The organism is uncultured Parasphingorhabdus sp. (genome assembly GCF_963975735.1).
Classification (GTDB): Bacteria; Pseudomonadota; Alphaproteobacteria; order Sphingomonadales; family Sphingomonadaceae; genus Parasphingorhabdus.
Genome location: NZ_CAXBIA010000001.1, coordinates 12,921 through 33,612, shown reverse-complemented (window position 1 = coordinate 33,612; position 20,692 = coordinate 12,921). Strand labels below are relative to the sequence as shown.

Genomic DNA, 20,692 nt, shown 5'->3' with positions numbered 1-20,692 from the left:
CTCTCACGCATGGTTGGCGGGGTCAAGCTCTTGCGACGGCAGATCCATCGCCGGAGCCGGTAGGGCATTATCAAATTTTTCGGATATCCAGGACAGGGCTTCGCTCCATATATCGATACGGGCGCTGGCAGCAGGGTTGGTCGTGATATGTTTTGCCAAGATCGGCTCACCGACCAATTGCAGCCGCCAAACGTCGGGTGCATGTTTCGCGACGCTGCCATGCTGATGACCCAGATCATCGACAAAGACGGCGACGCTGGGCTCAAATTCGGCGATTATGCTGTTCAGCAACTCTCCTTTGCCGCCCTGATTGGTGTAGACAGGAAAATCGATGCCGACGGCCTTGAGCTGTTCCGCCCGCGCTTCGCGGCGATCGTCAAGCAGATTGGTCAATATGACAACATCGGCGACTTCGCCGAGCTTGTTGATCGATTCTACCGCGCCTTCGATGGCGCCCTGGCGGTACATTTCGGTGTCGAAAAATTCCTTCAGCATCGGCCAGATCTGCTCCGGCAAAACCTGTGTGCCATCATGTTTGTGGCGCAGCGCCTCGGCAAAATTGCTCCCGTTCTCGAGATCGAAGTGGATATGCTTGTCGCTATCCAGCCATTGCTGGAACGGCACTACCATATGGAGCAAGACTTCGTCGCAATCGCTGATCAGAAGCGGCCTGTTACTCATAAAAATCTCCGGGGGCATTAAGATGATTTGCGGCGGCAGCCAGTTTTTCGGGTGCGACGCCGATGGCCTCTGCGCAGGCGATTAGATCGGGTTCGTGATTGGCAAGAAAACCGAGCAGGGATGCCAGCATCGTTGGATCTTCCAAGCCAGACCGCAGTTCGCGGGGGTCCAGTCCGGTCAAAGCGAGCAGCCGTTCCGCGCGGTCTTGATCCTGCAGCACCCAGCCGAGCGCCTGCAAGGCGATGATGTCGGCATCGGGTCCGAGATTGGGATTTGTTTCCATTGCCGCTTTCGCCTAATGGGTCGGCAGCAAGTTTGAAAGGGCAAAACCGGTCGTGGCAAAAAGAGTATTGGTGGTCGAGGACAATGAATTGAACCTCAAGCTATTTTGCGACCTGCTGCGGGCCCATGGTTTTGTGGTCGAGCCGGTCAGCGATGGCCGGGAAGTGCTCGAAAAAGCGCGGAGCTTTGTCCCGAATCTGATCGTGATGGATATCCAGTTGCCGCACGTCAGCGGTCTGGAGCTGATCGAGCAGATCAAGAAAGACGGCCAGCTCAAGATCATACCGATCATGGCCGTGACCGCTTATGCCGGCAAGGGTGATGAAGACCGGATATTGAGTGCCGGAGCAGAGGCTTATGTCTCAAAGCCGATATCGGTCGCGAAATTCATCGAATCGGTGCAGCAAGTTCTGCACCGCTAAAGTCTGGCCAAAGCCTGCTTATTTGATTTTGGCTTCTTTGAATTCGACATGCTTGCGCACAACCGGATCATATTTGCGCTGTACCATTTTTTCGGTAAGATTCCGCGGATTTTTGCGGGTTACGTAGAAAAAGCCGGTATCCGCCGTGCTGACGAGTTTGATCTTTACATTGGCTGGTTTCGCCATGGTGCATTCCTTAAGGCAGAAGCTGAAATAAAAACAGCGACGCTATCCGGCGCCGCATTCGTTCCCCGCGCTAATGGTGAAAAGGCCGATGAATGTCAAGAAAAAGCCTCCACCACTATTCCGGCGATAAACTTCATTCCGTTTACCGCTTCTTAACCATGTTTTTGCAATGATATCATCGAAACAGGGGCAGTTGCGATGGACCATGATCAAAATCTATTTGTGCAGGCAGAAATGCGGACTTTGCTCGACGATTTGCCAGTTGAATTGGTTGCCCGGCACCCGGTGCAATTTCTGATGCATCTCGACCATGTCCGGCAAAAGGCTACCCAGCATCACCTGTTTGCGCTCCACGATCTCAGTTGTGCCTTCGAAACCGCCCTGCAGCCCGCCATACAAAATGGTGGGGCCACTACGGTTGCGCGCTTCTATCTTGAAGCGATGCGCGCGACTCTGGATTGCGAAGAGATTAGCCCGGCCATGACCGAAGCGCTGATGGCCAATGTCGCGCTTCGTCTCGGCGGCCAGCCCTAACCGCATAATATAGTGGATGCGTTTCTAACTTCTCTTTTTACAATGGCACTCGCCGAATTTGGCGACCGTCCGCAGATCCTTTGTGCGGCTCTGGCGATGAGATACGGGCGCATCTCTCCGGTCATTTGGGGATTGGGCTTGGCAACCCTGTGCAATTGCGCGATTTCTGCGGTAGCGGGATCCGCCGTCAACCAGTGGATAAGCGAAGAGCCGTTACAGCTCTTCTATGCCCTGTCGCTGATATTTGCCGGGGTCGGCATGATTGCATGGCGGCGCCCGACCGACTTGCTGGAAGGTTGGAGTATCGGGCCCTTCTGGACATCTTTCCTCGGGCTGTTCATTCTGCAATTCGGCGACAAGGGCCAGTTCATTCTGGCGGCGACAGCCGCGCGGACCGATATGGGAATATTTGCTGCTGCCGGTGGCTGGATAGGCGTAATGATCGCCTGTGTGCCCGCCATTTTATTGCGACAACGGCTGGCAGATGCAGTTCCGATGCAGGCTGTCCGGCTTTTCGGTGCCGCCGGTTTTCTCCTGATCGGCAGCGTCTTGGCGCTCAGCGCATGGGGCATTTTCTAGTTCGATCACGGGAATCCTTAACAGCGCCAATCTGATCGATATTGTCAATCTGTGACAACCAGTTTTTCCGTTGGGAATATCGTCTTCGCGCCTTTATTTTTCCTGAGATGGAAAATGAAAAGGAGCAGATTATGACCACCGGTGACAATGCAAAAAAGGCCGTAGCGGAGGCGCTAAACGGAGTTCTAGCCGATAGTTTCGCACTCTATCTCAAGACCAAGAATTTCCACTGGCATGTATCGGGGCCCCATTTCCGTGATTATCACCTGATGTTCGACGATCATGCGACGCAGATTCTTGCCACCACCGACCTGATCGCCGAGCGGGTCCGCAAGAACGGTCATCGCACGCTCACGTCGATCGGCGATATCGCCAGACGGCAGAGCGTATCCGACAATGATGATGCGAAGGTTGCAGCGGCGGACATGCTGGAGGAACTGCGTGCGGACAATCTCAAGCTCGTGGCAAAACTGCGGGAGACGAAAGAACTTGCCGCAGAGGCTGGCGACAATGCGACCGATGGCCTGCTGGATGACTGGACAGACCAGGCGGAAGAACGCGCCTGGTTCTTGCTGGAAATTGCACAGAAAGATTGAATGATCTCCGCTGGAATGGGCAGAATTGGGCAGCCCACTCGAATTGCCGCCGTCTGGATAACATGTAAACAGACGACGGATATTTTTGGCGGAAATTGGCCAAAGCGTGTTGCTCAATAACCATGGATGTCACCAAACATTGACTTTGTAGTTTAAGGAAACCTCGGAAAACTCCCATTTACCCGGCTATCATAAATCCAGTTAACTATTAACACTTTGATTTGGATAGGAAAATAAAGCAAGGCCTCGGCCGGGGTCTATTCTAACAGAATATTACAGGGGGCTTTCTTTCATGATCAAGCATTTCCGACATTCCACGCGGTCGGTACTTCTGGGTACCGCAGCTGCCGGAGCAATCGCAACACTCGCTCTGGTAACTCCCGCTCAGGCGATTGTTCCAAATGACAATTATACACCGGAGCAGATTGTTGACAACGACGGCGGTGTGAACGGCGTCGGCATGTTTTTCCGCAATGATGGGTTTGTCTGCAGTGGTACCTTGATCAACCCGCGGACCGTGTTGTTCGCTGCGCACTGCGTGAATGATCGTCCTGAAAGTGATTTTGAAACCAACGGGGCTATTCAATCGGCGTTTTCGTTCGATGTGAATGCTCTTCCCGGTTTCCAAAATTGGCTCGGGAACAGTTTCGCATCCAATCCCGATCTGTTTGTCTATAATATCAGCCAGATTGCCTATAATCCCGATTCTGTAGCACGGGTCGAAGGCTTTGGTTTTCTCGAAGGTGATATTGCCTTGGCCACTCTGTCCGATCCGGCAGCCAATATCCCGACATGGGCCCTGTTATTCTCTCCGCTCCCCGACCCTGGCGCAATCGATGATACGGACGGCACCGGTTACCATGTTAACATCACAGGCTACGGTCGCACCGGTAGTGGTACGACAGGTGCCGATATCGGTATCGACTGGCGACGGAAAGCCGCCGAGAATATGCTCGGCGCGCTGACCACGTTCGATGACCGGAACACGTTTCTTTTCGGTGATCCCTTTGGTGATCTGCCGCAGGTTCTTTATCGTATCGACTTCGACGATCCGAACCAAGCCGATCCATTTGACTTCAATCTCTACAAAGATGAAGCCCGTGTCGGCGAAGGTACGACGGCAGGGGGCGATTCCGGCGGTCCGTTGATCCTCGATGCAGCGAATAACAGCCTCTCGACCGAAGATCTCCAGATTGGTGTCCTGTCCGGCGGCTCACGCTTCTTTGGCCCCCAGGTTTTCAGTTCCTATGGCACCGAAAGCTTTTACCAGCCGCTGTTCCTGTTCGCAGACTATATCGCAGCGACAAATCCTTATCGCTATGTAAGTGCGAAGGCCGGTGACGGCGCATGGGAAGATGCAACCCACTGGCAGACCGATCTAGATCCAGCCTATCGTATCATTGATGCAAGCGGTAACGTGGTAAACGGGTTCCCCGATGCGCAGACTGATGGAATCACGCAGTCAACACCGCAGTTTGGCGAAGTCTGTTACGATGAAGCCGGTGATAACGCAGGTGATGGATGTTTTGATTTTGCGACTGGAACGGATACACCTCCATCGCGCCCAGCACCCACGTCGGCACAAGTTCCTAACGCGGAGGCTGCTTCTAGCCTGACTTCGGGCAGTGAAACGCAGGCAGATGCGGTTGCAGCTCCTGCCGCACAAACAGCTGGACGGCCACAACTGCTGGCCGATGCCGCGATCCGCGGTGATGGTATGATCGTCGAAAATATCGCGATTAGTGGCAGTGCGACTCTGGTCGAGAATATCGCAATCTCTGGCGGTGCCATCCCGGCCGGCGACCTTGTCGCTGAAACCAATGGCGGACCGGAAGGCGCTGAAGAAGCACCTCAGGCCGCAGGCGACCCATTCCCGGCTCCGACGCTGGATAATGGTCTTGTCGGCGCAACAGATTTCGTTCCCGATAACATAGATGCCGATGTCGCAGGCGGCGTCAAGGCTCGCTATTTCGAAGTCACGTTGGATCAGGCAGGCGCGACAAGTCTGAACAGCGATGTGACCATTGATCGATTGAATGTTGGCGGTGCGGCTGGATTGATGATCAATTCCGGATCAAGCCTGTCGGCTCAAATTGACGTCAACCAGACCGCAGGCCGGATTGCTGTTGACGGTACACTGAACAGTGTCGGCGACTATTCCCTCTTTGCCGGATTGCTGTCGGGTTCCGGAACGCTGAACGTGCCATTCCTGACTAGCATTGCCGGCGGTATCGCTCCGGGCACGGTTGGAACAATTGGAACATTGACGGTGAATGGCAATGTCATCCTGTCTTCGGGTTCCACATTGATGGTCGATATAGGCGCCTCGGGAGACTCCGATCTTCTAGCTGTTAATGGTGTCGCCGATATTGGTGGTAACGTTGTGTTCTCGCCCGTTGGCGGTTTTGAAACGACCGAACGCACCTATCGTATTCTCACCGCGACCGGCGGCGTGACCAATGAGTTTGATAGCGCAACCCAAATTTCTGCGATTTTGTCTTCTCAACTTGTGTATAGCGCAAATGCTGTCGACATGACGATTAGCGTTCAAAGCTATCAAACGGCTGTTGACGGAAACGATCCGCTCCAAGTCAGCTATGCAGCGTTGATGGATCGGAATCGCGGAAATGCTGCTGTTTCCGGACTGTTCGACTTCCTGGACTACTCAGATGTCGAAACCGTCCAGGCTACATTCGACAGTTGGGCCCCGACAACAGAGGCTGCTGTCCAGAACATGGCCCGAGGTTCTTTGACCAACATCGGCCGGTTCTATGACAGTCGGATGAGCTTTGCCGACCGTTCCACAAATGGCGGGACGATCGCGGTGAGCGGCAAGCCCCTGCAATTGGCTTCGGCCTCTTTAAGCGGCGCCAATATTCCTGGTTCTCCGGCAATCATGAGTGATGCAACTATAAGCGCTGTGGACAGCATGGTGACTTCCGGTAGCGTCAATGAGGATATGGCAGTCTATCTGTCCGGAGGCTTTGTCGAGGGCAATACGCAGGCTATGCCGGGTACTGGCTCTTCCGACGATGAATTTGACGGCTTCTTCATCGCTGGCGGCGTGGAATATTATCTCGGCGAAAACAGCATGATCGGCGTGTCGGCATATTATTCTGATGTTGATGCCGGCGTGACCTTGGGGCAGCAGGCAGAGAGCCGCACGATCATGGGTTCAATCTACGGCCAGTCGCGCTTCGGTGGTGACTATGTCTTGGATGCCCAGTTGAGTATCGGTACCTTCAACGCTCAGACTCTGCGCAACGTCGCTGTCGGGGCGCAGACTTTCGCTTTGACCACCGATGATGACAGTCTGATCTATGCGTCGAAAATTGGCCTTTCGAAAGAACTCGATATTCTCGATACGATTATAGCTCCGGGAATTGGTGCTCGATCCGCCCACATCAATTTCGATACTATTTCCGAAGCTGGTGGCGGACCGGCTCTGACGATTGTCCGGCCCGATTATAACAGTATTCAGGGACTGGCTGGCGTCGAGTTCAAGAGCAAGCCAGGCAAGAAATTGCAGGCGCGTGTTTCGATGAACTTTGTTCATGAATTCCTGAACGACAACCCGAGCACGTTCGGCGCAAATTTCGTTGGCGGTACCGGCGCTCTGGCAGGCTTCGCTCTGGCACCGGTTGACCGGAACTGGGGCGAACTGGGCGTCGGCCTTCGCTACAACGCCGGCAGCACGTCGTTCGACCTGATGGTCGATACCTCGGTCGGTCGCAGCGATGTCGAAAGTCAGGTCTATTCAGCGGCGGTTACCTTCCGCTTCTGATAGTCGGAAAATTTGGAAAAGCCCGTCGGACAAGTCCGGCGGGCTTTTCTATGTCCGTTATACAATACTGTCTCGAGAGGCATCCAAGCTATCAGATACGCAAAAAAAAGGCGGGCCAAAAAGCCCGCCTAATTCGTGATATAGTGTATAGCGTCCGGTTAGCTACTTTGCGACCAGATTCACTGCTGCGGTCTTGCCGCGCTGATCCACTTCTAGTTCAAATTCCAGCTTATCGCCTTCTTCCAGCCCGCGCATACCAGCGCGTTCTACAGCTGAAATATGCACGAATGCATCAGGCTGTCCGTCATCACGCTGGATGAATCCGAAGCCTTTGCTGCCGTTGAAAAACTTGACGGTGCCAGTGGCTTTCTCGCCGGTAAGTTCTCTGCGAGGGGCTCCGCCGCCACCGCGATCTTCACGAGGAGGGGCGCTATCGGTAACTTCTATAAGATCGCCTTCGATCTGAATGTCCGAAGCCGAAACCTTGCCGCCACGATCAACCAGCGAAAAGCGCAATGTCTGACCTTCGGCAAGGCCTTTCAGGCCCGCGCGTTCAACTTGGCTGATATGAACAAAAACATCTTCGCCGCCACCATCTTGCACGATGAAGCCAAAACCTTTTTGCGCATTGAAAAATTTTACGGTGCCGGTGCTTTCGCCGACTACCTGGTCCGGCATGCCGCCGCCCCGTCTGCCACCGCCGGAATCACTGTCTGGCCGCGTATATCTTTCTACGGGCGGACCGTTATCACCTTGATATCCATCGAAGTTTTCGTCGCCGAAGCCGTCGCGTTTGTCCCGGCCTCTACCTCGCCGGTTTCTGTCAAAACCCATTCTTAAATCGCCACTTTCAATTCGCCCTATCCAATAATCCCAATGTCACAGCGGACGATTTCCGGAACATTGCTTCGCGCGAATCTAATTGCCGCGCGGCACAACTATATAGAAAAATAGAGGAATAAGCGAATGAAATCGGCGTTTGCGTCGCAGCTAGACCGATTCTGATATTCTGATGGGCCCGATCAGAAAAGCCATGTTTTCGGATCGGCGATCGATTCCTGTTTCTGTGCTTTCAACAATGCAACCACAGAACGGACCAATATCAATATGAAAAGTGCCAGAGGAATAGGAATCCCGATCAAAACGAAAGAGAGAATACCGCCAATTATACCGACGACCTGTTCTTCCAAGCCAACGCAAGTATAAAGCCGAAAATTTTGGTTATCCCGATAACCAACCCTGCAATATAGAGAAGTGAGACTATGGTCGCCTTGTTGAAATTGAAGCCGGGAGCGGCTGGTTATGGCATTTTCGCCGTTATATCGGTAAACTCCTGCTGCAGCGTTCAAGCTTCAGGTGTGATTTCATGTTTAAACTAAACTTGCTGTTTGAACCCGCCTGCGGCACATAGCATATCCAAAGAAACGGGACTGTCAATTTCCCCAGCCGCTGCTCTGGCCATGGCCGAAACCAAATATCAAAATGGTTGTCGCGCCAGCGCCACGGTTGAGAAAATGAGTATGTTCCAGCAATAGAAACAGACAGGCAAATTATCATGGCAGTTTTTTTTCATGAAGAAGATCTTCCCGCTGACGTTCTGAGCGACGGCCCGGTTGCGGTGGATACAGAAACCATGGGACTGCAGACTCCCCGTGACCGTCTGTGCCTGCTTCAGATATCAGATGGCGGGGGTGACGAGCATCTCGTGCGTTTCGGTCCCGATAGTGATTATGCAGCGCCCAATCTCCGTGCCATCTTGGCTGATCCCGAGCGGTTGAAGCTTTATCATTTTGCCCGTTTTGATCTTGCGGCTATCGAGCATTATATGGGCGTGATGGCGGCTCCCGTATTCTGCACCAAAATCGCTTCCCGTCTCATCCGTACCTACACGGATCGCCACGGATTGAAGGAACTCGTCCGGGAATTGCTTGGCCAGGACATTTCGAAGCAGCAACAATCCAGTGATTGGGGAAATCCCGAACTGAGTGATGCCCAGCGGGAATATGCCGCATCCGACGTTCGCTTTCTGCACAGATTGATGGATGAACTGGTAATCCGGCTCGAACGGGAAGGCAGAACGGCGCTCGCGCAGGCTTGCTTTGAATTTTTGCCTGACCGCGCACGACTGGATCTGGCGGGCTGGGCGGAAACGGATATTTTTGCCCATGCCTGAACGCCTGGGTCTTTCGCTCAATTGTCGTAATTTCTGATTTTTGGAATTGTAGTTCACCTATGTCAACTTCCGCCAATCCAGTCCGGACGAAACGTCAGGAATTTGCTGCCCCGAATGGCACGCATGACCGGAACGTAAAATGGTTGCGTTTCATATTGCCTGCCGGAGTTGGCGTATTGGGGTCGATGCTGGCGCTGGCTCCCTTCACCATGTCTGGTGAACTGAGTTTTGTTCTCGACAAGAATAGCGTCGACGTAGCCAAGGAACGGATGAGAGTCACTGAAGCGCTCTATCGGGGTGAGGATAGCGAAGGCCGCCCATTCTCGCTGAAAGCGGGCTCCGCCGTGCAGAAAAGTTCGAGCGAAGCTGTCGTTGAGTTGCAGGATCTCTCCGCGCGTATTTTGCTACAGGACGGGCCGGCCCAGATACGTGCAAACGACGGTAGCTATGATATGGATCAGGAAAATGTTCGGGTGCCAGGGCCGGTGCAGGTTGAATCAGCCAGCGGTTACCGGCTTTCGACCAACAATGTGACGGTTGATCTCAAGCAACGGACATTAAAAAGTGGCGGGGTGGTTGAAGGCCGGACCAATATCGGCACATTCCGCGCCGATCGGCTCGAAGCAGACCTGGCTGAGCGCACCGTAAGCCTGGACGGCAATGCGAGTTTGCGGATCGAACAAAATGGATTAAGAAGACCATAAGATGAAATTGAAACTTTTTCTTTCCCTTTCCGCTGGTACGGCTTTCTTGGCTTCCGGGCTATTGCTGCTCGCAGGTCCTGCTCCGGCACAGGTTTTCGGGAGTCACAACAGCAACGCGCCGGTGAATTTCGATGCCGGTCGTATCGAGGTTCAGGATCGTGCCGACCGTGTCGTGCTTTCAGGCGCTGTCCGGGTCGAGCAAGCAGGCCTTGTGCTCAACGCGGCACGGATGACCGTTGCCTACCGGAACGCCGGCGGGATCGAGATTGACCGGATCGATGCATCCGGCGGCGTCACCGTCCGCAAAGCCGGCGACACCGCGTCGGGAAATGTTGCCATATATGATCTCAACAGACGATTGATCACGCTATTGGGTAATGTCACGCTTACCCAAGGTACAAATCGTCTGTCCGGCGGGCGTGTCATAATCGACCTCGCATCCGGAAAATCGACGATAGACGGACGTTCTACCGGGGGGGCTTCCGTTGGTACGCAAGGCTCCGGCGGGCGAGTATCAGGCACGTTCACCGTTCCTCAGCGTAAAGACTGAAATCACCGGCAATGTTGGTAAAGTGTCAGTCCCGATCGGGAATCAGAAGACTCATGGATATTCCGAGCCCGGCCTAGCTTGATTCCGTTCATGAAAAGACCATTTTCAATCAACCATGCACAAAGCTTGCCAATTTGGACCAGATTGGGGCATGCTGTTAACCAGCGAACAAGACAGCCCATGCAAATGAGGACGACAGATGAACGACACCGCCGCCAGTGACATTCCGGTAATGGCCGACCCGGGGGCCGCTATGGCAAGTGATGCCATGGAGCACGGCCTCGCTGTGGTTTCGATCGCCAAGAGTTACGACAAGCGCTCGGTCCTGTCCGATGTATCGCTGTCTGTCGGACGCGGTGAAGTAGTGGGGCTTCTTGGCCCCAATGGCGCAGGCAAAACGACCTGCTTCTATTCGGTGATGGGTCTGGTTCGACCGGACGCCGGGCGGATCATGCTCGATGGCGAGGATATCACGTCCCTCCCCATGTACCGCCGCGCTATTCTCGGTATCGGCTACCTTCCTCAGGAAACGTCTATCTTCAGAGGGATGACCGTTGAACAGAATATCATGGCGGTTCTGGAAATGGTGGAGCCTGATTCTCAGGTCAGGCATGAAACGCTTGACCGTCTGCTCGATGAATTCGGTTTGACCAAGCTGCGAAGCTCGCCAGCGATGGCACTGTCGGGTGGCGAGCGGCGGCGGTGTGAGATCGCCCGTGCGCTGGCTGCGAGTCCTTCGATCGTGCTACTGGATGAACCTTTTGCCGGTATCGATCCGCTTTCTATAGCGGATATCCGCGATCTGGTGTGCCAGTTGCGCGAGCGCGGCATCGGTGTGCTGATCACTGACCATAATGTTCGCGAAACGCTCGATATCGTTGATCGGGCCTGCATCATTTATGACGGGCAGGTGTTGTTCGCCGGAAGTCCGGAAGATCTGGTTGCGGATGCCAATGTACGACGGCTCTATTTGGGCGAGGGCTTCGCACTCTAGCTATGGCACTCGCGCCTCGTCTCGATTTGCGGCAGAGTCAGTCGCTGGTAATGACGCCGCAATTACAGCAGGCGATCAAGTTGCTGACCTTATCCAATCTCGAGCTGGAAACCTTTATTTCCGACGAGATCGAAAAAAATCCGTTGTTAGACACTGGCGAGATTTCGACGGAGAGTGGTGAAGCAAACGATAGAGATGTTGAACCGAGCGAGGCTGCAGCGCAGGGCAGCGACGAAATATTGTCGTCCGGTCCGGCGGAATCGGAATCCACTCTCGACATGCAGGGTGACACGGACAGTTTCTCCAATAATAGCTTGTCGGAAAGCGATGGCGCGCTTGACGGTCAGCTGGGATTGAATGGATCAAGTTCCAGTTCCGGTTCGACCGCAAGCGGTGAGGCACCGGATTTCGAGAATATGCTGGTTGCCGAGACAACCCTGACCGACCATTTGATGGATCAGGCGGGCGCCGTTCTTTCAGGCATGGATCTGTTCGTCGCCCAGCATATCATCGACCAGATCGACGAGTGCGGTTATTTGCAGGCTGACCTGCTCGAACTGACCCAGCGCCTGAATGTCGGGCTCGTTGACATAGAGCGTATATTAGCCGTCGTTCAGACGCTTGATCCTGTCGGTGTCGGCGCGAGGGATCTGGCAGAATGTCTGGCGCTGCAAGCCAGGGATGCGGATCGCTATGATCCTGCCATGGAGCGCCTGATCGACAATCTGGACCTGCTTGCCAAAGGTGCATTGCCGCAGCTCAAGCGGATATGCAGTGTTGATGACGAAGACCTGATGGATATGATCAGCGAACTGCGCAATTATGATCCGAAGCCTGGCTGCAAGATCGGCGGTGGCGCGGTGCAGTCGGTTGTCCCCGATGTCTTCATCGCCGAACGCGCGAACCGCTGGATCATCGAAATCAACAGCGCCACTTTGCCGAAGGTGCTCGTGAACCGCAGCTATTATTCCGAGCTGAAGGACGGTGCGCAGGACAAGCAATCGAAAGAATGGTTGAGCGAATGTCTTGCCGACGCCAACTGGCTGGTCAAGGCGCTTGATCAAAGGCAGCGCACGATCGTCAAGGTCGCGACGGAAATCGTCAAGCAGCAGGAGGAGTTTTTCCGCAAAGGTGTGGCGCATCTCCGGCCGTTGACGCTCAAGAATGTCGCCGAACAAATCGAGATGCACGAGTCGACTGTCAGCCGGGTGACGTCGAACAAATATCTCTCTTGCTCGCGCGGGACGTTCGAGCTGAAATATTTCTTCACCAGCGGCATCCAGTCTTCGACCGGCGGCGAGGCGGCATCGGCGGAAGCGGTGAAGAGTCATATCAAGTCCCTGATCGACAATGAGGACCCCAAGAAGATCCTGTCCGACGACAAGCTGGTCACCCTGCTGAAAGACAAGGGCTTCGATATTGCCCGGCGCACGGTGGCGAAATATCGTGAAGCGCTCGGCATGGGCAGTTCGGTCCAGCGCCGCCGGCAAAAGGCGCTCGAGGGCAAGGCCGCCTAGATCGGCTTGCGCAGCACCGCGAATTCCAGATCCGGCGATTTGGGCCGGCCAAAGCGCGGATCGCCGTGGGGAAAGGGTCGCAGTTCGCCGGTCCGCCCATAGCCGCGACGTTCATAATAGGCGATCAGATCGCTGCGCTGGCGGATGACGGTCATCTCGATCGCTTTCGCCTGCCAGTTGTTGCGGACAAATTGCTCCGACCGGGTCAGCAATTCCTTGCCAAGCCCTGCGGCCTGCAAATCAGGATCGACGGTCAGCAAGCCGAGATAGGCAAGCCCTTCCCCGACATGGGAAAGCTGCACGCATCCCGCGATGGCATCGCCGTTTTTCGCGAGCAGGATCACCTGCCTGTCCGCTTCGATGATTTCCCGTAGCGCCTTGGCATCGGTCCGCTGCCCGCCGAGCAGGTCGGCTTCGTGGGTCCAGCCGCGCTTGGCGCTTTCTCCGCGATAGGCGCTTTCAACCAGCGCATGGAGACGTTCGATATCACCGGTTCCGGCACGGTCGAAATTCATGCCAGCCGGACTCCGTCTGCTTCGAGCATGGCATTGCCGGTAGCCCGTCCGGTCACCACCACCCGTTTCTCGACCTCGTCAATCGGGGTGCGCAACAGCTCGAGCCGATAGCGCTCGCCATCATCGCATTTCAGAAAGAAGCCGGTCGCATCGCGCTGCAGCAGTCCGGCATATTCCCTGGTTTCTTGGTCGTCCTTTACCATCATGCAGCGGCGAGCAATGTCTCGCTAAGCTCCCACAGCCGCTCGGCATCTTCGTCGACGGTAATATGCGGTGCGCAATGCATGAAGGAGGGTGAGTCTTCACCAACCAGCTGCGCGACGTCGCAATCTTCGCAATAGACGCCCGGCATGTCATCGAGCAGCGGTGACGTGGCGGCCCAAAGGCTCGTGGTGCAGCCCTGGGTCGTTGTCTTGAAAATTTCCGCAATCATCGGCGGCACCGTGCCGTCCTTGTTCAGCCACCCCAATTCGATCTGCTCTTCCTGGGGCAGGTGGCGCTGCAGCGGGGTGAAAATGCCGCCCGGATGGACCGAGAAGGCGCGACCGCCAAAGGCTTGCATACGGCGGCTCAACGCGTTGGCGAACAAGGCATTGGCGCTCTTGGCCTGGGCATAAGCCACCCATTTATTATAGTCGCTCTTCTCGAACTGGATATCATCCCACAATATGCCGTTGCGCTTGTGGGCGACCGACGACAGCGCGACCACGCGAGGCGCGGCGGCTTTCTCGAGCGAGGGCATCAGCGCTTTGGTCAGCGCGAAATGGCCCATATGGTTGACGCCGAACTGGCTTTCCCAGCCGGGCCCGACACGCTCGATCGGGCAAGCCATGATTCCGGCATTGTTGATCAGCAGGTCCAGCGAGTCGACATCGCCGGCAACCGAGGCAGCAAAATCCCGCACCGAAGCGAGATCGGCGAGATCCATTTTTGCCGAAGAGACATTGCCGTCGACGGTCGCCAGATTCTCTTTTGCTTTTGCCGGATCGCGAACCGGCACGATCACCGTCGCGCCCGCACCGGCTAAAGCACGGGTGGTCTCCAGGCCAATGCCGGAATAGCCCCCGGTGACGATGGCGGTCTTGCCGGACAGATCAATGCCGGCGAGTATTTCGTGCGGTTCGCTCTTCGCTGGAAATCCGGAGCCGAGCGGTTTCTGGTCTGCTGCTGCCATGTAGGTCCGTCCTTCTTGTTATGCCGTTCGTCCTGAGCTTGTCGAAGGACATATTTCGTCCGAGAGATGTGGTTCGACAAGCTCACCACGAACGGATCAAACAGCTGTTCTCCAACCAGATTACGCCTTCAGTCCCACAATCTCCGATACCGGCATATATTCATAGCCCAAATCTTCGGCGACCGCCTTGTAGGTTACCTGACCATTCCAGACATTCAGGCCTTGGGCCAGATGTGCGTCATCGCGCAGCGCCGCTTCCCAGCCCTTGGCGGCAATCGCTAGCGTGTGCGGCAGGGTCACATTGTTGAGCGCATAGGTCGAGGTCCGCGATACCGCGCCGGGCATATTGGCGACGCAATAATGGACGATATCGTCGACCACATAGGTCGGGTTTTCGTGGGTCGTCGCCTTGGAGGTTTCAAAACAGCCGCCCTGGTCGATTGCTACGTCGCATAATACCGAACCGGGGCGCATGGTTTTGAGCATTTCGCGTGTGACCAATTTGGGGGCTTCTGCGCCAGGGATCAGCACTGCGCCGATCACGAGATCCGCGTCGGCAACGCATTCGGCCAGATTGGCCTTGTTCGAGAAACGCGTCTTGGCGCGCGATTCAAAATGGGTGCCAACCGATTCGAGCACATCGGGATCGCGGTCGAGGATCGTCACGTCGGCGCCGAGACCAGCGGCCATTTGTGCAGCGTTGAAACCGACGACACCGCCGCCGATGATCGTCACCTTGCCGGGCGCAACGCCCGGGACACCACCGAGCAATATGCCGCGGCCGCCATGGGCTTTCTCCAGCGCGGTCGCACCGGCCTGGATGGACATGCGTCCGGCGACCTGACTCATCGGCTTGAGCAAAGGCAATCCGCCGGTGCCGGTTACGGTTTCATAGGCGATGCAGATCGCCTTGGATTTGACCAGATCGGCGGTCTGCTCGGGATCGGGCGCGAGGTGGAGATAGGTGAACAATATCTGGCCTTCTCGCAGCATCGCCCGTTCGACGGCCTGCGGTTCCTTGACCTTGACCACCATGTCGCATTTTTCGAAGACTTCGGCGGCTGTGCCGGCAATCGTCGCGCCTGCGTCGATATATTCCGCGTCTTCGGCACCAATACCCAGTCCTGCTCCGGTTTCCACCAGCACATCATGGCCGTGGGCAGTCAATTCCCGGACTGACTCAGGGGTCAGGCCGACCCGATATTCATGGTTCTTGATTTCTCTGGGGGTTCCGACGCGCATGGGGAGGCTCCTGTTTTTTTGAGTCTAGTGGCAATCAATAACAGCAAATACCGGCCTGCGCGAGACGCCTTGTAATTTTGTTGCCCTATCTTGAAACTTTCCTAATCGGCACTGGCACGGTGCAAATATTGCCATAGCCGCCATGGGCCTCGATATATTGCAGCAGCGCAGGGCTGTAGCTGGCAAGATATTCATAAGCGGGCTGCTCGGCGAGCGGCAATTCGCTGGCCAGCCGGATCGATTTGATCTCGATATGCTGAGATTTATTGGCGTAAAAACCGCCCGAGTCCGTGCCCAGCGGCAGATTCTGTAAATGCTCCAGCCCGTCGATCACCCGGCCGACCATGCCGAAAGTCGTGTCGAGACTGCGCGCCGCTTCGCCGGTGATCACCGACATTTCTGCGCCCGTTCCGGCGTCTGGCGGGTCATAATGGGCGGGCGACAATGATCCGCGACATGTGAGCGGATAATATTTCGTTTCGCCGTCGACACTCTTGCTGCCAATCGGCCAGCCGCCGCCAAAGCCGACCTTTTGCGCGCCGCCATTTTCGTAGATCATCTTCATCAGCGGCCGGATTTCGGTGCCCTGATATTCGTTGCTATAGTCGACTGCCGCTTGCAGCGCCGCCATGTCGGCATCACGCTTCACCCCGAGCGCGGCGTTATAATATTCGCTCTCCGGAACCGTCTCGAGGCCTTTGGGAAGCTTCTTGGCATCGGGGTTGCCGCCGAACTGGGTGACGAAATCCTTGGCAACGCGGTAGATTTTGGTGCCGTCCCACCAGCGGCTCTTTGCGAAGGTCCGGACGTTGCGGACGTGGCCGCCGGACAGATTGGCGGGGAGAAGCTGGATTACCGCATGGCGTTTTGTACCGTCTGCGGCATCGGGCAACGTGAGCACCATCAGGTCGGTGAGGGGGATGGGTAGCCAGTGTTCGACCGGCGCGGCGGCGAGGATTTCGGTGGGGCTTTTTTCTGCGACCTCCTCTTGCGCCAGTGCCGGAGAGGGGAATGAAAAACACGCTGCGGCCAAGACCCAAAAGGCGATGTGCGCTGATCCAAAATAGTTTTTCATGCGACTCCTTTCTTGATGAACTTTACACACTTTACACTGTTAAGAAAAAGAAAGCTTCCTGCCCTTTTGCAGGTTCCTGTGCTCCGTTCTGCGGCGAGGAATAATCTTCGGGTCACACAGAGTCACACACCCTATTATGAAGGAAAATTCCCGTGCGGAAATTGCTGAAAACCGTGGTGGGGAGGCGGTGGACAGGATTTGGAACATGAGGCCAGACTAATAGAAATTACGAGATGTAGGAAAGAGAAATTGTGCCCCTGCGCAGGGCAAATCGAGGCGGGTGTCTCGCTTTGCGGTCCATCTCGAGAAATGGCGTCTCGAGCATATGGTTCTGGATGGAATCCCGCCTTCGCGGGAGAACACAGCTACCATTATCCCCTTACCTCAGCTCACTCCCCGCTCACTCGGCGCACCGGCACCGGAATATTGCAGATATCCGCTCCGCCAGCTGGTTTGATGAAAAACGGATCACGGCGGTTGGCGCGGGCGTCGGCATATTTGGCGAAGACCTTGCTTTCGGTATTGAGATATTCAAACGCAGGTGCCGGGTCTTCATCCAATGCATCGCCCAGGCGGATCGAGGAAATCGGCACGCGCTTGCTTGCATCCTCGTAAAATCCCAACTGCCCCTTGCCGCGCGGCAGGCTCGAGAGATACTCGATCCCCTCGATGATCCGCCCGACCACGGCAATATTACGGTCGAGATGGCGCGGCGCATGGCCGATCACGGTGTAAAGTTCGGCACCGCTGCCGGTGTCGGGGGAATAGTTACGACCTACGCCAACTGCGCCGTAGCAGTGGATTGGCCAAAGACTGTTATTGCCTGAACCAAGTGGCCAGCCTAGCCCGAATAGAGCCGTTCCATAAGCATCATCCCTGTAACCCTCTTTCGCGTCGGACGCTGGATCAGAATTGTCTATGTTTGAGCTCTCGCCATCAATCGGCGTCAGTTTCGATAAGTACTCACTCTCCGGCACCGTCTCCAAACCATCCGGCAAAGCCTTCTGCTCGGTCTCGCCCGATTCCGGATTATCGTAACCGGCATCGCCCCATTGCACGACATAATTGTCCTGCACCCGGTTGATGCTGGTGCCATCCCAGAATTTTGCCTCAGCCAGCTTGCGGATATTGCGGATCCAGCCTTGCGAAAAGGGTTCCGGCATAAGCTGGATGACCACGCGGCGTGCGTTGCCTTCGGCACCGGGCGCGAGGTCCATGACCAGCAGGTCGCTCGGCGCCATCTTCACCCAGTCGCTGGCCGGGGCCGCATCTACGATGGCATTAGGGCTGGGGAACTCGGTTTTTTCGGTTTCCTGAGCCAGAGCTGGTGCGGATACGGCAAGCGCCGCCAGTGAGGCGATGGAGAGCAATTTGTTCATATAAAATTTCCCGTTTCCTGCCGTTAGTGGTGAGCCTGTCGAACCACGCTGTTCGTCGCGAGGCGTCCTCCGAGAAGCTCAGGACGAACGGTTTAAATTCCCAATATTCTGTTCCTCGGCATCCTAACCCGACACTATCGCTTGCGAAAGCCTGTTTCCCGCATTAGGGAAGCGGCGCTGTCTGATATTCGACCAGATTCACGGGTCAGACGGTATATGCGGAGACGTGGCAGAGTGGTCGATCGCGCACGCTTGGAAAGCGTGTATAGGGCAACCTATCGAGGGTTCGAATCCCTCCGTCTCCGCCAATTCACTTTCCCCGAAAGTCCCTTATAGTCCAGAAACCCGCAGAAATATTGCGTTTTTCTACTTTTCATTATCCATATTGTTCTCTATATGTTCATATGCATCCGACATAGAGTGTGGGTCTGAGTGTGGGTCTGAAAGGAGCGAGTGATGGCAAGATTGACGTCAATCGGGATCAAGAATCTTAAGGAACCTGGTCGATATTCTGACGGAGAGGGCCTGATCCTCAAATACGCAGGAAAAGGCAAAGGAAGCTGGATTGTGCGGGTCCAGGCCAATGGGAAGCGTCGGGATATCGGGCTGGGCAGTCTCGCTGATCTCGCTTTGACCGATGCGCGCGAGGCCGCGCGCGCTTTGCGCAAGGAGGTGAAAGCAGGTGTTGACGTTCTGGCCGAGCGTGAGAAAGCAGCGATGACGATCCCTACCTTTAGCGACGCGGCCAAACGCGTTCATGAAGAGCACAAAGCTGCATGGAAGAATGGTAAGCATCAGGCTCAGTGGATCAACACGCTTGAGACCTACGCTTTCCCGGCCTTGGGCGAAAAGCTCGTGTCGGAGATTGAAGGGCCAGCAATTCGTGATGTACTCTCTCCCATATGGCTGACCAAGCCCGAAACCGCAAAGCGGGTGCGGCAGCGAATCGGGTCCGTGCTGGATTGGGCATGCGCAAAAGGCTTTCGTGAGACTGAAGCTCCCATGCGTTCAGTTATCCGTGGCTTGCCACGTCAACCCAAGAAGAAAGGCCACTTCGCTGCAATGCCCTACCCCGAATTACCGGCATTCATCGCATGGCTGCGCGAGCGACAGTCGATTGGTCGTCTGGCGCTTGAATTCCTCATCCTGAACGCGTCTCGCTCCGGCGAAGTGCGCGGCGCACACTGGGCAGAGATCGATATGGAGAAGAAGCTCTGGACCATTCCCGCTGGACGCATGAAAGCCGGGACCGAGCATGTTGTCCCGCTGTCAAAAGCTGCATTGGAAGTGCTAAAGAGAGCGTTTATATTCCGTTCCCCACTGAGTAATCTGGTCTTTCCCGGTCAGAATCCGCAGCGCCTGCTGTCGGATATGACCTTGCTCAAGATATTGCGCGACAAGGGCGAGGTATACACAGTGCATGGTTTCCGTTCGTCGTTCCGCGATTGGGTTGCCGAAAGGACGAATTATCCCGGCGAAGTTGCAGAAGCCGCCCTTGCCCATACAATCGCCAACAAAGTCGAAGCAGCCTACCGCCGCACAAATTACCTCGACAAGCGTACGCCATTAATGGCTGATTGGTCAAAATTCCTGATCGGGAAAAAGTGAGCAGCCATTGTTAACCCCATTCAACCGACGATAGCCTTCCAGCGGGATATCACTTTTCTAACATATCCCGGCGTTTCGCGATTTTTGGGGATTCCCCTCGCACGTGCAACTGCTCCGGGACCGGCATTGTAAGCTGCAAGCGCAAGATGGATTGCCCCGAACTTCCCAAGCATTTCCTTTAAATATCGCGCACCCCCGTCAATGCTGGCATCGGGATCGTGCCGGTTCGCCACGCCGAGATAGCGGGCCGTCCCCGGCATTAGCTGCGCCAAACCAGCTGCCCCAGCCGGACTTATCGCCATTGGATCGAAGCGCGATTCCTGCCAGATCAATGCCTGCAGCAGCCCGGTTGGAATACCATGGCGTAATTCGGCTTTTCGAATTGCCGCTTCATATATTTTCTCTCGAAACGATGATCGAGTTGGAGAGTGAGTTATGGGCTGAGCAGCTTGCTCGAGATAAATATCTCCAGCATCCGGGCTGGCATCGTTTCTCGGCCAAATACCGTGTTGAAAGAGTTCAAAATGTGCAGTCGGAGGAAACAGCCTTTCCGCGCTTCCTGTTTCATTTCCCTGCATATTTTCACCGGCTGTCGCGCCGCCGAGTAGCGCCGCGACAGGCAACAAAATCCAATATAATTTCAGCATATTTGATCTCCATGTTGCTTCGAATCAAATAAGAACATAATGTGAATATT

23 protein-coding genes and 1 tRNA gene are annotated in these 20,692 nt (G+C 55.4%); 12 read left to right on the top strand and 12 right to left on the bottom strand.

The annotated features are described in order from the left end of the window. Window positions 1–3 precede the first annotated feature (3 nt). Together AACZ86_RS00170 and AACZ86_RS00165 are read right to left on the bottom strand one after the other, a co-directional pair. Window positions 4–681, bottom strand: a complete 678-nt coding sequence (locus tag AACZ86_RS00170) for an HAD family hydrolase (protein ID WP_339688429.1) — start codon at window positions 679–681, stop codon at window positions 4–6. Further along, window positions 674–964 carry a DUF3572 domain-containing protein gene (locus AACZ86_RS00165; protein ID WP_339688427.1) on the bottom strand — a complete coding sequence of 97 codons (291 nt, stop codon included), beginning with the start codon at window positions 962–964 and terminating at the stop codon, window positions 674–676. The genes AACZ86_RS00170 and AACZ86_RS00165 overlap by 8 nt, the downstream gene beginning before the upstream one ends. Window positions 965–1,016: 52 nt before the next feature. On the opposite strand from AACZ86_RS00165, the gene AACZ86_RS00160 reads away from it, so the two are divergent. Further along, window positions 1,017–1,385, top strand: a complete 369-nt coding sequence (locus AACZ86_RS00160) for a response regulator (protein WP_323798998.1) — start codon at window positions 1,017–1,019, stop codon at window positions 1,383–1,385. Between the two features lie 18 nt (window positions 1,386–1,403). On the opposite strand, the gene rpmG is transcribed toward AACZ86_RS00160, so the two are convergent. After that, entirely contained in the window at window positions 1,404–1,571 is a 168-nt protein-coding gene (gene rpmG, locus AACZ86_RS00155) for a 50S ribosomal protein L33 (RefSeq protein ID WP_066741431.1), read from the bottom strand. Between the two features lie 198 nt (window positions 1,572–1,769). Between rpmG and AACZ86_RS00150 the strand changes: the two genes are divergently transcribed. The 4 genes from AACZ86_RS00150 to AACZ86_RS00135 all read left to right on the top strand — a co-directional run bounded on the left by AACZ86_RS00150 (window position 1,770) and on the right by AACZ86_RS00135 (window position 7,064). Then, window positions 1,770–2,105 carry a hypothetical protein gene (locus AACZ86_RS00150; protein ID WP_339688409.1) on the top strand — a complete coding sequence of 112 codons (336 nt, stop codon included), beginning with the start codon at window positions 1,770–1,772 and terminating at the stop codon, window positions 2,103–2,105. Window positions 2,106–2,117: 12 nt separating this feature from the next. Further along, entirely contained in the window at window positions 2,118–2,684 is a 567-nt protein-coding gene (locus tag AACZ86_RS00145; RefSeq protein WP_339688406.1) for a TMEM165/GDT1 family protein, read from the top strand. 131 nt (window positions 2,685–2,815) lie between these two features. After that, window positions 2,816–3,280, top strand: coding sequence for a DNA starvation/stationary phase protection protein (locus AACZ86_RS00140; RefSeq protein ID WP_339688405.1), 465 nt, complete (start codon window positions 2,816–2,818; stop codon window positions 3,278–3,280). Between the two features lie 292 nt (window positions 3,281–3,572). Next, entirely contained in the window at window positions 3,573–7,064 is a 3,492-nt protein-coding gene (locus tag AACZ86_RS00135) for an autotransporter domain-containing protein (protein ID WP_339688404.1), read from the top strand. Between the two features lie 162 nt (window positions 7,065–7,226). Here AACZ86_RS00135 and AACZ86_RS00130 read toward each other — a convergent pair whose 3' ends face one another. Continuing rightward, a complete protein-coding gene (locus AACZ86_RS00130) occupies window positions 7,227–7,898 on the bottom strand; it encodes a cold-shock protein (protein WP_339688402.1) in 672 nt (223 codons plus the stop codon). Between the two features lie 188 nt (window positions 7,899–8,086). Further along, on the bottom strand, window positions 8,087–8,413 hold the full coding sequence (locus AACZ86_RS00125; RefSeq protein WP_339688400.1) for a hypothetical protein: 327 nt from the start codon (window positions 8,411–8,413) through the stop codon (window positions 8,087–8,089). A gap of 206 nt (window positions 8,414–8,619) precedes the next feature. Between AACZ86_RS00125 and AACZ86_RS00120 the strand changes: the two genes are divergently transcribed. From AACZ86_RS00120 to rpoN, 5 genes are all read left to right on the top strand, one after another. Next, a complete protein-coding gene (locus AACZ86_RS00120; RefSeq protein ID WP_339688399.1) occupies window positions 8,620–9,237 on the top strand; it encodes a ribonuclease H-like domain-containing protein in 618 nt (205 codons plus the stop codon). 59 nt (window positions 9,238–9,296) lie between these two features. Continuing rightward, window positions 9,297–9,941 carry an LPS export ABC transporter periplasmic protein LptC gene (gene lptC / locus AACZ86_RS00115; RefSeq protein ID WP_339688396.1) on the top strand — a complete coding sequence of 215 codons (645 nt, stop codon included), beginning with the start codon at window positions 9,297–9,299 and terminating at the stop codon, window positions 9,939–9,941. A gap of 1 nt (window position 9,942) precedes the next feature. After that, on the top strand, window positions 9,943–10,491 hold the full coding sequence (locus AACZ86_RS00110; RefSeq protein ID WP_339688394.1) for an LptA/OstA family protein: 549 nt from the start codon (window positions 9,943–9,945) through the stop codon (window positions 10,489–10,491). Window positions 10,492–10,723: 232 nt separating this feature from the next. Continuing rightward, a complete protein-coding gene (lptB, locus tag AACZ86_RS00105; protein WP_339689348.1) occupies window positions 10,724–11,485 on the top strand; it encodes an LPS export ABC transporter ATP-binding protein in 762 nt (253 codons plus the stop codon). A 2-nt stretch (window positions 11,486–11,487) separates the two neighbouring features. Further along, complete coding sequence (gene rpoN, locus AACZ86_RS00100; RefSeq protein ID WP_339688392.1) at window positions 11,488–13,002, top strand: RNA polymerase factor sigma-54; 1,515 nt, start codon at window positions 11,488–11,490, stop codon at window positions 13,000–13,002. Here the strand turns inward: rpoN and AACZ86_RS00095 are convergent. The 6 genes from AACZ86_RS00095 to AACZ86_RS00070 form a co-directional block, all read right to left on the bottom strand. After that, window positions 12,999–13,517 carry a GNAT family N-acetyltransferase gene (locus tag AACZ86_RS00095; protein WP_339688390.1) on the bottom strand — a complete coding sequence of 173 codons (519 nt, stop codon included), beginning with the start codon at window positions 13,515–13,517 and terminating at the stop codon, window positions 12,999–13,001. The genes rpoN and AACZ86_RS00095 overlap by 4 nt on opposite strands. Then, on the bottom strand, window positions 13,514–13,723 hold the full coding sequence (locus AACZ86_RS00090) for a DUF5818 domain-containing protein (protein ID WP_339688388.1): 210 nt from the start codon (window positions 13,721–13,723) through the stop codon (window positions 13,514–13,516). Before AACZ86_RS00090 ends, AACZ86_RS00095 begins: the two co-directional genes overlap by 4 nt. After that, the gene (locus AACZ86_RS00085) at window positions 13,720–14,691 is read right to left on the bottom strand and encodes an oxidoreductase (protein WP_339688386.1); all 972 of its coding nucleotides are present in this window, start codon (window positions 14,689–14,691) and stop codon (window positions 13,720–13,722) included. Before AACZ86_RS00085 ends, AACZ86_RS00090 begins: the two co-directional genes overlap by 4 nt. 120 nt (window positions 14,692–14,811) lie before the next feature. Continuing rightward, window positions 14,812–15,933 carry an alanine dehydrogenase gene (ald, locus tag AACZ86_RS00080; protein ID WP_339688383.1) on the bottom strand — a complete coding sequence of 374 codons (1,122 nt, stop codon included), beginning with the start codon at window positions 15,931–15,933 and terminating at the stop codon, window positions 14,812–14,814. 85 nt (window positions 15,934–16,018) lie between these two features. Continuing rightward, window positions 16,019–17,008, bottom strand: a complete 990-nt coding sequence (locus AACZ86_RS00075) for a peptidylprolyl isomerase (RefSeq protein ID WP_339688381.1) — start codon at window positions 17,006–17,008, stop codon at window positions 16,019–16,021. A 389-nt stretch (window positions 17,009–17,397) separates the two neighbouring features. Further along, the gene (locus AACZ86_RS00070) at window positions 17,398–18,387 is read right to left on the bottom strand and encodes a peptidylprolyl isomerase (RefSeq protein ID WP_339688379.1); all 990 of its coding nucleotides are present in this window, start codon (window positions 18,385–18,387) and stop codon (window positions 17,398–17,400) included. Window positions 18,388–18,607: 220 nt separating this feature from the next. On the opposite strand from AACZ86_RS00070, the gene AACZ86_RS00065 reads away from it, so the two are divergent. Together AACZ86_RS00065 and AACZ86_RS00060 are read left to right on the top strand one after the other, a co-directional pair. Next, window positions 18,608–18,695 (top strand) — tRNA-Ser (locus tag AACZ86_RS00065). A gap of 148 nt (window positions 18,696–18,843) precedes the next feature. Beyond that, on the top strand, window positions 18,844–19,995 hold the full coding sequence (locus tag AACZ86_RS00060; protein WP_339688377.1) for an integrase arm-type DNA-binding domain-containing protein: 1,152 nt from the start codon (window positions 18,844–18,846) through the stop codon (window positions 19,993–19,995). Between the two features lie 20 nt (window positions 19,996–20,015). Here AACZ86_RS00060 and AACZ86_RS00055 read toward each other — a convergent pair whose 3' ends face one another. Next, complete coding sequence (locus AACZ86_RS00055; protein WP_339688374.1) at window positions 20,016–20,642, bottom strand: lytic transglycosylase domain-containing protein; 627 nt, start codon at window positions 20,640–20,642, stop codon at window positions 20,016–20,018. Window positions 20,643–20,692: the final 50 nt, after the last annotated feature.

Excerpts from the sequence above, each read along its gene's own strand:
- AACZ86_RS00170 (WP_339688429.1), bottom strand. The coding sequence starts at position 681 with ATGAGTAACAGGCCGCTTCTGATCAGCGATTGCGACGAAGTCTTGCTC.
- AACZ86_RS00165 (WP_339688427.1), bottom strand. The coding sequence starts at position 964 with ATGGAAACAAATCCCAATCTCGGACCCGATGCCGACATCATCGCCTTG.
- rpmG (WP_066741431.1), bottom strand. The coding sequence starts at position 1,571 with ATGGCGAAACCAGCCAATGTAAAGATCAAACTCGTCAGCACGGCGGAT.
- AACZ86_RS00150 (WP_339688409.1), top strand. The coding sequence starts at position 1,770 with ATGGACCATGATCAAAATCTATTTGTGCAGGCAGAAATGCGGACTTTG.
- AACZ86_RS00140 (WP_339688405.1), top strand. The coding sequence starts at position 2,816 with ATGACCACCGGTGACAATGCAAAAAAGGCCGTAGCGGAGGCGCTAAAC.
- AACZ86_RS00135 (WP_339688404.1), top strand. The coding sequence starts at position 3,573 with ATGATCAAGCATTTCCGACATTCCACGCGGTCGGTACTTCTGGGTACC.
- AACZ86_RS00130 (WP_339688402.1), bottom strand. The coding sequence starts at position 7,898 with ATGGGTTTTGACAGAAACCGGCGAGGTAGAGGCCGGGACAAACGCGAC.
- AACZ86_RS00120 (WP_339688399.1), top strand. The coding sequence starts at position 8,620 with ATGGCAGTTTTTTTTCATGAAGAAGATCTTCCCGCTGACGTTCTGAGC.
- lptC (WP_339688396.1), top strand. The coding sequence starts at position 9,297 with ATGTCAACTTCCGCCAATCCAGTCCGGACGAAACGTCAGGAATTTGCT.
- AACZ86_RS00110 (WP_339688394.1), top strand. The coding sequence starts at position 9,943 with ATGAAATTGAAACTTTTTCTTTCCCTTTCCGCTGGTACGGCTTTCTTG.
- lptB (WP_339689348.1), top strand. The coding sequence starts at position 10,724 with ATGGCCGACCCGGGGGCCGCTATGGCAAGTGATGCCATGGAGCACGGC.
- rpoN (WP_339688392.1), top strand. The coding sequence starts at position 11,488 with ATGGCACTCGCGCCTCGTCTCGATTTGCGGCAGAGTCAGTCGCTGGTA.
- AACZ86_RS00095 (WP_339688390.1), bottom strand. The coding sequence starts at position 13,517 with ATGAATTTCGACCGTGCCGGAACCGGTGATATCGAACGTCTCCATGCG.
- AACZ86_RS00090 (WP_339688388.1), bottom strand. The coding sequence starts at position 13,723 with ATGATGGTAAAGGACGACCAAGAAACCAGGGAATATGCCGGACTGCTG.
- AACZ86_RS00085 (WP_339688386.1), bottom strand. The coding sequence starts at position 14,691 with ATGGCAGCAGCAGACCAGAAACCGCTCGGCTCCGGATTTCCAGCGAAG.
- ald (WP_339688383.1), bottom strand. The coding sequence starts at position 15,933 with ATGCGCGTCGGAACCCCCAGAGAAATCAAGAACCATGAATATCGGGTC.
- AACZ86_RS00075 (WP_339688381.1), bottom strand. The coding sequence starts at position 17,008 with ATGAAAAACTATTTTGGATCAGCGCACATCGCCTTTTGGGTCTTGGCC.
- AACZ86_RS00070 (WP_339688379.1), bottom strand. The coding sequence starts at position 18,387 with ATGAACAAATTGCTCTCCATCGCCTCACTGGCGGCGCTTGCCGTATCC.
- AACZ86_RS00060 (WP_339688377.1), top strand. The coding sequence starts at position 18,844 with ATGGCAAGATTGACGTCAATCGGGATCAAGAATCTTAAGGAACCTGGT.
- AACZ86_RS00055 (WP_339688374.1), bottom strand. The coding sequence starts at position 20,642 with ATGCTGAAATTATATTGGATTTTGTTGCCTGTCGCGGCGCTACTCGGC.